Here is a 15053-nt window from a genome sequence, read left to right as displayed (position 1 = left end):
CAATGCTGAACCTACTCTCAGACCGTATTGAGGGTAGGTTTTTTCAACCGAGTTCGTTACAGGATTCTTGCAAGGGAGGGAACAATCTATGTGTTCAAATGCCTTATTTACATTTCATGAAGTGGGGAAATATGTGGAGGAGGCTGGCCATCGCCGCAAGATCTTTTCCAATCTATCCTGCTCAGTCTATGAAGGAGACTTCATCTGCTTGCTAGGACCTTCAGGAGCAGGAAAGAGCACATTGCTCGGCATGTGTAATCGTTTTGTTACACCGGACGAGGGGAGGATCGATTACAAAGGCAAATCATTGGAAGCCTATCCCATCTCTCAACTACGTCAAGAGGTGGGCTATGTTTTTCAGGAATGCTATATGCTTCAGGATACCGTATATAAGAATCTTCAATTAGGACCACAGCTACTCCAAAAGCCTTTTACTGAAGCGGATGCAGCACAGCTGTTGGAATTAGTGGGGCTACCCACACACTATCTACATAAGGAAGCAAACACCTTATCCGGTGGTGAAAAACAACGGGTAAGTCTAGCTCGTGCCCTTGCCAATCAGCCAAAGGTCTTGCTCCTTGACGAGGTTACATCTGCATTGGATGTGGAGAGCAAGCATCTCCTTGAGCAACTTCTGTTGCGCTTGAATCAAGAGCAAGGAATCACCATACTCTGGGTTACCCATGATTTACAACAAGCTCAAAGAATGGCGGAGACCATCTGGTTCATGGATGCGCAACAACTCTCTTTTGTTGGTGCGACAAAGCGCTTTTTTGCAGAGAAGGCCAGATGGGAGAACGGCCAGTACTTGTATCACCCAGAGGAGGTGAAGCAGGATGAGTGATACGGCATTACTCTGGACCCTGATTTTTGTTGCCATTACTGTGATTATTTCAGCATGGCAAAGACTAGGACTACAGCGAGATATTCTAATTGCTACGATAAGGACAGCCATTCAGCTCATTGCAGTAGGCTATGTACTCCAATTCATCTTTGCCCAGGAAAAAGTACTCTATATCCTCGTGATGCTCATTGTGATGATTATCGTGGCAGCAAAAAATGCGGAGAAAAGAGGAAGGGGAATAACTGGCGTTTTTTGGCGTATCCTGCTTACCATTGCTTTTGTGGAGACGGTGACCATCTCCTTGCTTCTACTTTTAAACATGATTGAACCGCTTCCCCGCTATGTGATTCCCATTAGTGGGATGATCATCGGGAATGGTATGGTGGTGTCTGGCCTTCTGCTTAATCAGCTAAAACGTGAGTTGGAGGTGTCCAGACAAGAGATCGATCTCTATCTATCCCTCGGTGCCTCGCCACGACAGGCTATTCAAAATACGCTTCGACGGGCTGTGAAGGCCAGTATGATCCCCACGATTGACGGGATGAAAACGGTGGGGTTAGTTCAATTACCCGGGATGATGACCGGTTTGATTATCGCAGGAGCTAGTCCTTTGGAAGCGGTGAAGTATCAGATCTTGATCATGTACTCTTTTTCTTCCTCAGCTGCTTTAACTTCGATCATGTTAAGCTTATTGGTCTATCCAATCTTATTTAATGAAGCATGGCAGCTTGCTCCCCGCATACAGCAGCAGGAGCGAGCAAAATAGGTGCTTTCCCTGAGGAATTCGTATACAATAGAAAGAAAATATTCAATTTTTCAAGATGCTCTAGGTGAAAGGATGAGTTACATAATGGTTCAAGCAAAACCTACTTCTGCATCTCGCACCCATTTAACCGATATGATTCTTCCTGGGGATAGTAATTACCATGGGAATGTATTTGGTGGGCATGTTCTTGCCCTGGTGGATAAGGTTGGAAGTATTTGTGCACGTAAGCATTCAGGCTGTGAGGTTGTGACAGCCTCCATCGATTCGTTTGATTTTTTAGCACCGATCAAACTGGGAGAAGCCATTCATATTGATGGCTTTATCGCATCCACAGGTCGAACCTCCATGGAGATCTACATCAAGGTGATGGGGGAAGATCTTTACACCTCCACGAGATACTTAACAGGAGAATGCTACTTAACCTTTGTGGCATTAGATGAGGAAGGAAAGCCCACCAATGTCCCAGCTATTCTTCCTGAGACGGAAGAGGAGAAATGGCACTTCGAACGAGCAGGTGAGCGGAAGGCTTATCGAAATGAACGGCGGAAAGCCAAATATCATCATCCTGAGAAACTGGAACAACAGCAGTAAAGAATTGGACAGGATGTTCTGGATTTCAAGAAAAGACAGCGTAACCATGAAGGTACGCTGTCTATTTCTTACGATTACTCGTGACGATAAACCAGATACCGATAAAGATAAGGAGAACTGCAAAAACCAGACTGCCTCCATACTCGGCTTTAAACCAGTCATCGATCCAGCTGAGAACATCCAAGACAATCAGAATGGTCCCTACAAAGAGTGGCCAAGTGGTGGAACGCTGCCCAAGATACTGCTGTATATGAATGTAATAAAGAAGTAAAAAGCCGACACCTAAGAAAAAGAGAAATAGATCAATAGGAACATGGAAGGTGTTCTCGAGTAGCTGTGATAAACCTAATGCAAAAAAGACAGAGGCTGCAATAAACATGCCCGTGGTGCGATTCCGTACATACCAGAAGCTAAAGAGTAGTGCTAGGAGGAGGAAGAAGAGACCATCAACCCCCCAGCCAATGGACTGAAGCAGGAGCAGGATGCCTAAAATAATGAAGCCAGCACCGATCCAAACGTGACGCTGATACATTTGCTATCGCTTCCTTTCTAAAGCTGATCATGCTTCTATTCTATACTACGTAAAGCAATGAAACAATTCTTCAAATTGTGAGACTATTTTTGGAAAATGAAGAAAAGATGAACATGTTCAATGAACTCTTGCAAACTAGCACAATTAACGTTAAAGTTAATACTTATTATGAACGATTTCGCGCTTCTTCCATATATCTCTTCAATTTCTAAGCATTCGTTTTCAAAGGGGAAGCTCTCTTATTGCTACTATCACCATCAAAGGAGTTCGATTGGACATGCGCGAGTATCCTAGGAACCTCTGGGTACTGGCAATTGGGATGATGATCAATGTAACAGGAACATCATTCCTTTGGCCACTCAATACGATCTATATTTCAGAAGTATTAGGTCATACCCTGAGGGATGCTGGGTTTGTCCTTTTGCTTAATTCGGGAGCCAATCTATTAGGAAATCTATTAGGTGGTGCATTGTATGATCGGATTGGTGGAAAGAAAACGATTTTTATTGGAGTAATTCTTTCCTGCCTGTCGGTCATTGCCCTTGCTTATAATCGGGAATGGTACTTCTATATCTCTATGATGATTCTATTAGGATTTAGTGGTGGCTTGGTGTTTCCAGCTATCTATGCCATGGCGAACGGCGTATGGCCTGAAGGTGGACGCAAGGCATTCAACGTGATCTACGTCTCGCAAAATGTGGGGGTAGCCATTGGTTCAGCCTTAGGTGGGATTGTCTCCATGTTTTCCTTCACCTATGTTTTCTTAGCCAATGCCTTAACCTACTTCATCTTTCTTTTGATCATCTGGCTGGGCTTAGATAATAAGCTTGCCACACAACCGCGGGATTTAGTTGATCGAGGAGAGAAAAAGCAAGCGAAGGGACAGGTAGAATTACGGACACATCGTCTCGAGCTCTATGCTCTCTCCCTTCTTTCCTATGGATTTATGGCTGTTTGGCTCGGTTATGTGCAGCTTCAAACCACCGTCTCTGTTTATATGGAGAGTATGGGGATTACCCGTGCCCATTACAGTAGTCTGTGGGCGATCAATGGGGCACTGATCCTTTTATTACAGCCATTTCTATCACGGCTGGTCAATCGCTACATGAGCTCCATCACAGCTCAGCTTTTAATTGGTGGGAGCCTCTTCACAGTCTCCATCCTTTACTTTAGCCAACAGACCACCTATTTAGGATTCGTCGCGGGGATGGTGGTGATCACCATCGGTGAGATGTTAGTCTGGCCAGCCATACCAACAGCCGTTGCCTATCTCTCTCCCCCAGGCAAGAGTGGCTTATATCAGGGAATTGCTAGTGGTGCTGCAACCATCGGGAAAATGATCGGACCTTATCTCGGTGGGATTCTTTACGATAGCTATAACTACACCTTCATGATGCTGGTGATGGTGGTGATTGTTGCCACTTCATTGGTTAGCTTCTTCTTCTATAGTCAAGTGGGACGGAGAAGGGAGAAAGAACTACAATTTTAGCGGAGTGAATTGATATTACAGAAGACCAACATTGAGCATGTTGGTCTTTCTTTAGTAGTTACATGTGTCACCTTGAACCCACTGTGCAGCATGCAACCCCGCCACATAACCAGTGACGAGTGCAGCAGTAATATTATAGCCACCGGTATAGCCATGGATATCGAGGATCTCGCCAGCAAAATAAAGACCAGGCAGCAAGCGTGAGCCCATGGTCTTGGGATCGATCTCTTTGATGGAGACTCCACCACCGGTGACAAAGGCCTTCTCCAAGGGGAGGGTTCCATGGACAGCAATGGGAAAGTGCTTGAGAAGATGGACCAGCTCTTGCCATGCCTTCTGTTGAAGTGAATCGCCAATTATGTCGGGCTGAATTTGGGCGAATCCCAAAATGGGATTAATCATCCGCTCTGGGATGTAAGGCTTTAAGAGATTGCGGATGCTACGCTTCCCTTCTTGAGCAAGGTTTTGGGTTATTTCCTCCATCAATTGTGGCTCAGAGTGGTCAGGGTAGAGGTCGATTTCCATCTGTACGGGTTTCTCCGGAACCTTAGCAAGCTCCTTCACAACAAATTGACTACAACGGAGAGCAGCTGGACCAGATAAGCCAAAATGGGTGAAGATCATATCCCCACGATGGGTGATGATCCGCTTCCCTTTATGAGAGTAAACAGTAAGTGCAATATTACGGAGCGAAAGTCCTTGAAGCTCTCGACCTTCAATGATGTTTGACCGCGAGACGATAGGCACCTCTGTGGGGAAGAGTGGCGTGATTGTATGACCTGCCGCTTGCGCCCAAGCATAGCCATCTCCGGTGGATCCGGTTTCTGGAACAGCTTTACCACCAACTGCAACAATAATTGATTTACTACGTATGAAATGTGAAGAGGATAATTCTAATGTAAAGGGAAGGGGGGAAAATGAAATTTTGACCACAGGGTCATTCATGATCAGCTGAACATTCAATTGCTGTAATTCTTTCTCAAGGGTATGTAGAATCGTAGTGGAACGATCATCTACTGGGAACATCCGACCATGATCTTCTTCCTTAAGCTGAACACCTCGTTCCTGGAAGAAACGGATGATATCTTCATTATTAAACTGGGCAAAGGCACCATATAAAAAGCGGCCATTACCAGGAAGATGGGCAATGATCTCCTCAACAGGTAGGCGATTGGTTACATTGCAGCGTCCTCCACCTGAAATAATCAGCTTCTTACCTAGACGCTTCCCTTTTTCAACTAAGCAGACGGATCTACCTTGTTGCGCAGCTGCAATGGCAGCCATCAGGCCAGCTGGTCCACCACCGACAACAATGATATCAAAGTGACGATTATCCATAATTCTCGTTTCCCTTCTTTGTGTATAGGATCATTAATCTCGCCATCATAACACAGATACGAGTATAATAGGATATATAATGCCTAAAAAAAAGAATGCAATGGAACCTATTGGTTCTTGATGTTTGGAAAATTGAGGAGGAACGTGTATGGCATGGGGAAAACGATTAACGGTTATTCTGCTTTCAAGTGCAATGATTGCCACAACATCGCCGATCTTAGCGATGGCGGAAGCAACGAATACAGGACAGAGTAAACAAGTGGAAGTAAAGCAGGGAGTAACAACACCACAGGTGGTTCTTCCTGCCAATGTACAGAATTGGGTGAGCAATGGCATTCCATTGCTCAAAACAGGGACTTCTCAGCTCATTGTACCAGGTACAGGCCTGCAATATCGACTGGGAGAAATTGAACGGAAAGAATGGAATGGTAAATCTTATATTACTGCACGAATTCATGTGAAGAATTCTACAGGACATACGCAGCGTATCAAAACCATTGCGCTAGATTTTATCACAAAACAAGGCGTGCGATATCGTATGCCATTAACAGAACCAACCATGGATGCAGGCTTACTCCCAGGAGAGGAGAAATATTTTCATTTCTCTGGTGTTATTGCTGATCAAGCCCAAATGAATGGTGCTTATATTTTGGTTTATCATGAGGACCTCAAGGTCTATCCCAAAAAAGAAGTACCTTATTCCATCTATTCGATTGGTTCAACAACTCATACATATCAGCAAGTCCTAGCTCCTAAGCAAGAGAAGCTGGCTGAACCTTTTATCCTAGCAACGGTTAATCAACAGCTCGAGTGGCAGGTAAAAAGCATTTGGGTGGAGTCAAGCAATAATCAACCAAAGCTGCATGTAAAGGTGGACTTAACCAATAAGCATGGAGCAGAAACCACATTGCAGTTACCTGCACTACGTTGGGAATCTGGTTCCAACCACTCGCTACTTCTCTCTGATCAAGAACAAGGAGGGCAACCCCTTCATTTTAGCGGATTTGAGCAGAAGACCCTCTTCTTCCAGGGAGATATCGAGTCCTTAAACTTAAGTAATGAACATCAGCTAACTGTTGTGGATCGTGCACCTAACACGCCCGTTCCCTTTCAGCATCCTTGGGTAGCTATTCCAATTCCTGGTACGCTGATCACTTCTCATGGGGAGATCAATTGGAAGCAGTTTGCTCTGGATCATCATGTTTTGACAGCTACTAGCTGGGGTGAAGCATTTCAGCTTCCAACCATCTCTAAGACCCTTCGCTTTCAGCCGGTTAGTTTTGAAACACAGTATAATAATGGATTCCCACAGCTGGTTCTGAAAATGAAGGTGACCAATGAAGGAATTCAGAATCAAGTGATGCCACAGCTAGGGATGCGTCTCTACTATAACGCAAATGCTTTAGATGGTCAGACACTGCCACCATCGAAGACATCCCTTACACCAAAGGACTCAGGCTATCTCTATTTTGCGATTGCACCCAATGAGGAACTCTATCAAGATGGGCAACCTGATTATCTTCTGATCTATCAAGCGAAGAATCAAAGCCTACCTCAGAATGATGAACTAATCTTTGTTAGTCTAACAGGCAGTGGCTTAACTGCAACGACTACAGCTTTAGCTACAGAATCGACGAAAGAGAATAAAAATGCAGGTAAAACCTATCCATTTGGTACGCCGATCCGTCTTGATCATTTTAGCCTTCTGCCCTCAAGCGTAGAAGTTGCGCTCATGTCCTTGCAGAAGGGCGAATCAGATGTAGAGGGCATGGATGGGTGGATCGCCAAATTAGAATTGAATAATAAAGCCAAAGGGAATGTACGGATCCCACAGTTTGCCAGTCAGTTTGAGACCAGTGATGGTACGCAATTTAATGGAATATCAGGTGCTGCAACTCTTCCAACAGCCACTCCAAGTCAGATTTATCCCAACCAGAAGCAGGTCATCACCTTCTCCTTCTTGGTTCCTAAGGATTACTCACCGATTCAATGGCTGAAGATTGGAACACCCATTGGTGAGACCAGTTTAGTTGATCAGCAAGCCAAGTTCGTTGTGGCTGAAGGCAAAGCACCCAATGTTGGACTCTTCTACCCATATTCTTTGGATCTAAAGTATAAATCCAGTACAACTGTAGAGGATCCCACAAAGGGTCAAAGCATACGCACTTTGCACCTCACCTTCGAGAAGAAAAATGTTCCAATGACACGCGATGATATGAGCGTCCAGCTTGAGGTGGAATTAGTGGATCGGAATGGTACCATCCTCGGTAACCAGATCATGCCCGTAGGGGGCAATGGCATGAACAGTGTCAAGAACGGAAAGAATGTCTTCACCTTTACCTATGATGATCGAGGTGTCCTGATTCCCATTTCAGTCAAACTATATGAACGTGTAGGTGACGCTCGTATTTTGTGGAAAGAGTACAATCTGTATTGATAAATAGAGAGGAGCAACGCCGATGGCAAAGCGTCTGCAAATAATCATATTATGCCTTCTTCTAATTACTATAGTCAGTGGCTGTAGTGATAAGGCAGATACGGAAGAAGAAGAGACAGCAATTCCTGTAATGGTGGCCAAAGCAGTGGAAGGCTCACTTGGAGGAGAGAATAAATTGATCGGTACCATTGAAGCTCGTACCGATGTAACGATTATTCCTGAAGTGACTGGGCGATTGAAGGAGATCTTAGTTAAAGAAGGTGACTGGGTAGAAGAGGGTACCCCCCTTGCTCGCCTAGATCAAGAAATTTATCAACATCAAATAGATCAAGCAAGTGCAGGCTTACTCAGTGCCCGAGAAAATACCCAATCCAATATTGCCCGTGCCCAAACTGGTGTTGAGCAGGCTCGCCAGCAATATCAAAAGGCTAGTGAAGCACTAGCAGAATTACAGAATCGTTATGACCAAGGGGAAAATGTTACAGAAGAGAATATCAAGCAAGCTCGGGATCAAGCGGAGCTAGCAGCTTTAAGCTTACAGGATGCAGAGAAGAGTTTACATGCAGCCAATGAAGCAGGCGCAGCTCAGGTTCGTCAAGCCCAAACATCCTATGAGCTAGCTCAGCGGGATCTTGGGAATACCATGATTAAGGCACCGGTTTCTGGACGAATCGTCAGTCTTACTCCTAGCATCGGCGACATGGTCTCTCCACAGCTAGGATTTGGTCGAATTGTTGATTCGAAGGAACTAGATGTAACCTTCTCCATTACAGAAGCTCAGCTTAGTATGGTGAAGGAAGGGCAGAATCTTACTGTAGCCATCGGTAGCTTAGGGAAGGAAGTGGAAGGGAAGGTGCTCTTGGTCACATCAGCAACCAATCCTCAAACCCGTACCTTTACAGTAAAGATTGCCATTACCAATGAAGAAGATCTGATCAAGCCGGGGATGATGGCGGAAATCGCACTAGAGGATCCTCAGGAATTAAAAGGAGTAGTCATTCCAACCGAAGCCTTGAAGGAAGAGGATGGCAAGAAGCTGGTTTACGTGGTTCAAGAGAATCGTGCTTCATTACGTGAAGTAGAGGTGATTGATTCCTCCACCCTCAAAACTGTGGTGAAGTCTGGAGTGAAAGCAGGCGAACTTGTGGTTTTCCGCGGGCAATATGAGCTAGAAGATCAAGCACTTGTACGGTTCCAGATCAAGGAAGGAGAATAATCGATGAAGCTGATTGATGTTTCGGTTCGACGCCCAGTGGGCGTCACCATGCTCGTATTTGCTATCATCATTTTAGGTTTTGTCTCCTTCACCAATCTTGTGGTTGACCTTTTTCCAGAGATTAATCCACCAATTGCTGTTATTGTTACCAGCTATCCAGGTGTTGCACCACAGGAAGTAGAGAAGCTAGTCACCAATCCCATCGAGGATGTACTAGGGACCTTGCAAGGATTAAAACGAATACGTTCATCCACTAGCACCGGGACCTCCCTCGTCATCCCAGAGTTTGATTGGGGCAGCGATATGGACCAAAAAATGCTTGATATCCGTGAAAAGCTGGATCAAGTACGAGACTTTTTACCAGAAGATGCAGAGAAACCAAAGGTATTAAAATTTGATCCCAATGCCATGCCTATTATCCAACTTGGGTTAACAGGGGATATGAATCTCCAACAATTAAGCACCATTGCTGATGATATTGTGAAGCCTGAGCTAGAACGGGCGGAAGGCGTGGCTAGTGTAGGGCTCGAAGGTCAAGAGACCGATGAGATTCTTGTCGAGGTGAATCCGGATCGTCTCCTTCAGTATCAGCTCTCACTAAATCAGATCGCCCAAGCCATCGCCAGTGAGAACATTCAGGTATCGGCTGGTACATTAGATAAAGGGGAGCGCAATCTGCAGATCCGTCTTGATGGTAGTATCACCAATGTTGAACAGATCCGTAATCTCTATCTTGCCTTGAATAATGGGGGAACCCTGAAATTATCAGAGATTGCAACGATTCAGCAGGTACCTAAGAAAGCGACGAGCTTGGCGCGCCTCAATGGGGATGGTAGTTTAATCATCTCCGTTACTAAGGAATCAGATGCCAATACCGTGAGTACTTCCGATAATGTCTTGAAGGCAATGAGTCAAATTGAAAAGCGTCTTCCCCAAGGCGTGAAACTAGAAATTATCAACGACATGTCTATCTTTATTCGACAATCCATCGATTCTGTGAAGAGTAATATCATCGCCGGTGGTGCCATCTCCATGTTGATCCTCTTGCTATTCCTAAAGCGTTTGGGTCCAACACTGGTTATTGGTATCTCTATGCCTATCTCGGTGATTGCCACATTTGCCATGGTCTACTTCTTTGGTCAGACGCTGAACCTGCTAACGTTAGGTGGGCTCGCCCTAGGAATTGGGATGATGGTGGATAGCTCGATTGTAATCTTAGAGAATATCTTTAAGTACCGCGAACGGGGAGCAAGCAAAATCGAAGCGGCTACTGCTGGTGCTAGTGAAGTGGCTTCAGCGGTCATCGCCTCCGCTTTAACCACCATTGCCGTTTTTATCCCGATTGTGTTTGTCCAAGGATTAGCTTCTGTGATCTTTACACCCTTGGCTTTAACCGTTACCTTTTCACTGCTAGCATCCTTGTTTGCAGCCTTAACCCTAGTACCAGCAATCGCTGCACGCCTTGTCACAGGAACGGATATTAAAGAAGAGAAGAAGGATCGTTGGTATAATCGAATCCTGATCTGGTTTAATGTGAAGATGGATGGAATAGGACTGAAGTATCGTAGTCTACTGGATTGGGCGTTAATCCATCGCAAGCGTGTTGTACTTTTTACTATTGCGATGATTATCGCATCATTTTTCCTAGTTCCTTTTATTGGGACAGAATTTATTCCCTCTGCCGATCAAGGAGAAATACAGGTAAGTCTCACCTTGCCTAATGGTACACAATTGGGAGTTACCAATGAAACCATATCACAGGTGGAAGAGAAGCTTCTGCAAATGCCTGAGGTAGCTCTCATCGCCACCTCTGTGGGTGGGGGCAATGACTTTGGTATATCATCAACCAGCTCTAGCCAAGGTTCCCTCTATGTGAAGCTAGTACCACCGAGTGAGCGAAAAAAAACCACGATGACCGTCATCGAAGAGATCCGACAATTTGAGCAAGAGCTACCCGGTGTTAAAATGAGCGTCGTCGATCTTGAAAGTGGTGGCTTTGGTGGAACCTCTCCCATTGCGATCATGCTAAAAGGTAATGATCTCATGGTGTTAGAGGATTTGGCTAATCAGTTAAAGGCTGAAGTGGCGCAAGTGGAGGGTACCCGTAATGTGAAGCATTCTTTGGAAGCAGGCTTCCCACAGCTGGAGGTTATCGTCAATCGTGCTGTTGCTGCTCAGTATGGCTTGAGCTATGGGTCCATCAGTTCAACAGTGAAAGCAGCCTTCGGTGGTCAGATCGGCACGAGAATTAAGGTGGATGGGCAAGAATTGGATGTTCGTATCTCCTATCCTGAGTCCTATCGTCATGAGATGAAAAATGTTGGAAATCTCTTGATACCTACACCTACAGGATCCTTTATTCCCTTAAGCAGTGTTGCAGAGGTTAAAGAAACACTGGGTCCGAATAGTATCAACCATGATGATAAGTTACGGACTGTAGAGGTTGTGAGTGATATTACTGGGCGCGACCTAGGTAGTGTCAACCAGGACATCCAAAAACGGCTTGAAAACTTCTCCTTACCTAGTGGCTACTATATTAGTACAGGTGGAGAGGTTCAAGAGATGACAGATGCCTTTGGTCAGCTGGCCTTGGCATTACTGCTCTCCATTCTTTTGGTCTATATTGTCATGGCGGTTCAATTTGAATCATTACTCTCACCATTTATTATCATGTTCTCCCTGCCAGCTACCATCGTCGGTGTTTTCCTTGGCTTAGCGGTTACCGGTCGTGCCTTAAGCGTTGTGGCATTTATCGGATTAATCATTCTCGCTGGGATTGTAGTAAACAATGCCATCGTATTGGTGGACTATATCAATATTTTACGTTCCCGTGGCATGGAACGTGATGCTGCTATTAAAGAGGCTGGTCCCAGTCGTCTACGGCCAATTCTGATGACCACCTTAACCACTGTCTTGGGGATGCTTCCCTTGGCCATTGGTATTGGTGAAGGGGCAGAGATTCAAGCTCCTCTCGCTACAGTCGTGGTCTTTGGACTGACCTTCTCAACACTGGTTACTCTGGTATTCGTGCCCGTTATCTACTCCATCTTTGATGATGCAGAGAAACGCATGCTCCTGTTTTTCAGTAAAGATGGACGCGGGCAATTAAAGGAATTACGTCGTCTTAAGAAGGAAGAACGTCGAGCACGCAAGGAATTGAAACATCAGAAGAAGCAGTTGAAGTCAGAGGATATTTCGAAATAAGGAAAAGCCTTGTACCCAGACGCTATGACTGGGTAACAAGGCTTTTTTTTACTTTGCTTTTTTGAACGAGTAGTATACCACTGACCACAAAGAGTAGAGCGATTAAGCTAGACCAGCTGAGGGGTTCCTGAAGGATGAGATGAGATAGAAAAACACCAAAGACTGGAACAAAGAATTTAAACATGGATATTTTGCTGACGGCATGATATTTCAAGAGTGTATTCCAAATGGCAAAACCGAGGGCAGAGAGTAGCGAAAGGTAAAGTAGCGTTGCGAGACTAGCAGTTGTAAAGGTAAATGGCATTAATCCCACCTTCATGCTACCTAAGACGAGTAAAGCGAGGGAGCCCAAGAGCATTTGAAATCCACTAAGATATAGGGGGTCGATTGTTCGGGTATATTTTTTGACTAAGATGCCTCCCCAAGAGCCAGCCATGGAAGAGAAAAGAAGGAGCCATTCGCCCCAGCCCCATTGGAAGGTCCCCGCATCCTTAGAGAGGTTCACCATGATAACGCCAAAGAAGCCAATCAAGAGGCCTGCTAGCTTGTTTCCTGTAAGACGATCGTTCCGAAAAGCAAAATGAGCAAAGAGGACAGAAAAAAAGGTGGAGGTACCAGCGATAATAGAACCTTGGATACCTGTGCTCATGCTTAAACCGATGTAGAATAGGATATATTGAATGGATGTTTGGAAGAGTCCAACAAATAGGATCGGGCGCCACACCCCTGGCTGATATTGCCACTTCCCTTTAATCATGATCATCAATATGAGGATGATGAGAGAGGCGAGGAAGAAGCGATAGCCTGCAAAGAGGAGCTGCTCAAAGGGCTCATCCTTCGTAATCTCTAGCTGTGCATAGCCAATTTTAATAAAGGGAAAGGCACTACCCCAAAGTAAACAGGCAAATATAGCCAATGCTGATGCGATCCATGGATTTTTCAGATTGATTTTCTCTTTCAATTGAATACCTCCGTCAAGACTCGTTGTTAAGAAAAAGGAAATTGCATGCTAAGAATCGAATTAGAATAAAAAGTGATAAGAGTAGATCTGGAAGGATGATGAATAGATGCATGATCAGAAGGTAGAGGATTTTTTGCAATATGTCAAGGAAATCAACCATTACAATGAAGCAGTTAGTACGATGTATTGGGATTTACGCACAGGTGCGCCGAAGAAGGGTGTGGATCAACGCTCTGAAGTGATTGGAACACTGTCTACTGTTGCCTTTCAAATGGCCACCTCTGATAAGATGAAAGGCTATCTGAACGATCTCCTTCAGGAGGACCGTTTTGCAACACTGGATCGCCGTACCCAACGGATGGTAGAGGTGGCGAAGGAGGAATATGATCGGAGCAAGAAGATCCCTCAGGATCGCTATCAAGCCTTTGTTGTCTTAACGTCGAAGGCAGAATCTGTCTGGGAAGAGGCTCATCACGCTGATGATTTCCCAGCATTCCAGCCCTATCTTGAAAAGATTGTGGAAATGAATCAGGAGTTCCTTCAGTACTGGGGCTATGAGACCAATCCTTATAACACCTTATTAGATCAATATGAAAAGGGCATGACCGTTGAGCAAGTGGACCCGATCTTTAAATCCTTGCGTGAGGCTACCATTCATTTGCTACAGCGTATTCAAAATGAAGGAACCGAACCGCGCTATGATTTTCTACATCGAGAGTATCCCATTGCACAGCAGGAGGAGCTAAGTCGCTATCTCCTTCAAGAGATTGGCTATGATTTTGTAGCAGGCCGCTTAGACGAGAGCTTACATCCCTTTACCATTACCTTGAATAGTCATGATGTACGGATTACGACGAAGTATATTCCCAATGATCTCTTCAGTGCCATTGGAAGCACCGTTCATGAAGGTGGTCATGCCTTATACGAGCAGAATATTGCCGAGGAACTCCTTGGAACCAATCTTGCAGGTGGTACATCCATGGGGGTCCATGAGTCGCAGTCCCGATTCTGGGAGAATATCATTGGTCGCAGTCAAATGTTTTGGAAGACCTATTTTCCGCATGTCCAATCGCTGTTCCCCGTGCAGCTAGGCGATGTGAACGCCGAGGAGATCTACCGTGCATTAAACCGTGTTCAGCCTAGCTTAATCCGCGTCGATGCTGATGAATTGACATATAATCTCCATATTATGGTTCGGTACGAATTGGAGAAGGACCTGATTAATGGCGAGCTTAAGGTAAAGGATCTACCTGAGCTATGGCGTGCAAAAATGAAGGAGTATTTAGGCGTGGAGCCTACAACCGATCGCGAGGGTGTCTTACAGGATGTTCACTGGTCAGGCGGAAGCTTTGGCTACTTCCCAACCTATACCATTGGAAATATCTATTCTGCACAGTTAGCCCATCGCCTTGAAGAAGAGCTAGGCAGCTTAGACCAATTAATCGCTGACCAGCGTTTAACTGAGATTCGTCAGTGGCTAACAGAGCATATTCATCGTCATGGGAAGATGCTACCACCTGCAGAGCTGATTCGCCAAGCTACAGGGGAAGCGATTAATAGTCAGTATCTTATCCACTATTTAACCAAAAAATATCAAGATGTCTATCAATTTAACTAATAATCTTTATCACCTGAGTCAAGTCTACGCAACTCATCTCAACTCAACTAGAGATTG

11 protein-coding genes are annotated in these 15053 nt (G+C 45.0%); 8 read left to right on the top strand and 3 right to left on the bottom strand.

The features are described from left to right. Positions 1 to 88 precede the first annotated feature (88 nt). The 3 genes from BN1691_RS00480 to BN1691_RS00470 all read left to right on the top strand — a co-directional run bounded on the left by BN1691_RS00480 (position 89) and on the right by BN1691_RS00470 (position 2201). Positions 89 to 844 (top strand): ABC transporter ATP-binding protein, encoded by a 756-nt coding sequence (locus BN1691_RS00480; RefSeq protein WP_048600301.1) that lies wholly within the window; start codon positions 89 to 91, stop codon positions 842 to 844. Next, complete coding sequence (locus BN1691_RS00475; RefSeq protein ID WP_048600300.1) at positions 837 to 1610, top strand: ABC transporter permease; 774 nt, start codon at positions 837 to 839, stop codon at positions 1608 to 1610. The genes BN1691_RS00480 and BN1691_RS00475 overlap by 8 nt, the downstream gene beginning before the upstream one ends. A gap of 84 nt (positions 1611 to 1694) precedes the next feature. Then, positions 1695 to 2201 (top strand): acyl-CoA thioesterase, encoded by a 507-nt coding sequence (locus BN1691_RS00470; RefSeq protein ID WP_082146910.1) that lies wholly within the window; start codon positions 1695 to 1697, stop codon positions 2199 to 2201. Between the two features lie 61 nt (positions 2202 to 2262). Here BN1691_RS00470 and BN1691_RS00465 read toward each other — a convergent pair whose 3' ends face one another. Then, a complete protein-coding gene (locus BN1691_RS00465) occupies positions 2263 to 2733 on the bottom strand; it encodes a hypothetical protein (RefSeq protein ID WP_048600298.1) in 471 nt (156 codons plus the stop codon). A gap of 277 nt (positions 2734 to 3010) precedes the next feature. Between BN1691_RS00465 and BN1691_RS00460 the strand changes: the two genes are divergently transcribed. Then, positions 3011 to 4222, top strand: coding sequence for an MDR family MFS transporter (locus BN1691_RS00460; protein WP_048600297.1), 1212 nt, complete (start codon positions 3011 to 3013; stop codon positions 4220 to 4222). A 51-nt stretch (positions 4223 to 4273) separates the two neighbouring features. On the opposite strand, the gene BN1691_RS00455 is transcribed toward BN1691_RS00460, so the two are convergent. Continuing rightward, the gene (locus tag BN1691_RS00455; RefSeq protein WP_048600296.1) at positions 4274 to 5560 is read right to left on the bottom strand and encodes a BaiN/RdsA family NAD(P)/FAD-dependent oxidoreductase; all 1287 of its coding nucleotides are present in this window, start codon (positions 5558 to 5560) and stop codon (positions 4274 to 4276) included. Between the two features lie 148 nt (positions 5561 to 5708). On the opposite strand from BN1691_RS00455, the gene BN1691_RS00450 reads away from it, so the two are divergent. Genes BN1691_RS00450 through BN1691_RS00440 form a run of 3 tightly spaced genes read left to right on the top strand, consistent with a single transcriptional unit; the run spans position 5709 to position 12417 of the window. Further along, on the top strand, positions 5709 to 7997 hold the full coding sequence (locus tag BN1691_RS00450) for a hypothetical protein (RefSeq protein WP_048600295.1): 2289 nt from the start codon (positions 5709 to 5711) through the stop codon (positions 7995 to 7997). A 22-nt stretch (positions 7998 to 8019) separates the two neighbouring features. After that, positions 8020 to 9213 carry an efflux RND transporter periplasmic adaptor subunit gene (locus BN1691_RS00445; protein WP_048600294.1) on the top strand — a complete coding sequence of 398 codons (1194 nt, stop codon included), beginning with the start codon at positions 8020 to 8022 and terminating at the stop codon, positions 9211 to 9213. Between the two features lie 3 nt (positions 9214 to 9216). Beyond that, positions 9217 to 12417 (top strand): efflux RND transporter permease subunit, encoded by a 3201-nt coding sequence (locus BN1691_RS00440; protein ID WP_048600293.1) that lies wholly within the window; start codon positions 9217 to 9219, stop codon positions 12415 to 12417. A gap of 22 nt (positions 12418 to 12439) precedes the next feature. On the opposite strand, the gene BN1691_RS00435 is transcribed toward BN1691_RS00440, so the two are convergent. Beyond that, positions 12440 to 13378 (bottom strand): DMT family transporter, encoded by a 939-nt coding sequence (locus BN1691_RS00435; protein WP_048600292.1) that lies wholly within the window; start codon positions 13376 to 13378, stop codon positions 12440 to 12442. 106 nt (positions 13379 to 13484) lie between these two features. Between BN1691_RS00435 and BN1691_RS00430 the strand changes: the two genes are divergently transcribed. Then, positions 13485 to 14996, top strand: coding sequence for a carboxypeptidase M32 (locus BN1691_RS00430; RefSeq protein ID WP_048600291.1), 1512 nt, complete (start codon positions 13485 to 13487; stop codon positions 14994 to 14996). Positions 14997 to 15053: the final 57 nt, after the last annotated feature.

It is taken from the genome of Rubeoparvulum massiliense, from assembly GCF_001049895.1.
In the GTDB taxonomy this organism is placed as follows: domain Bacteria; phylum Bacillota; class Bacilli; order Rubeoparvulales; family Rubeoparvulaceae; genus Rubeoparvulum; species Rubeoparvulum massiliense.
Note: the sequence above shows the minus strand (reverse complement) of the source record. Positions and strands in the feature narration are given on the sequence as shown.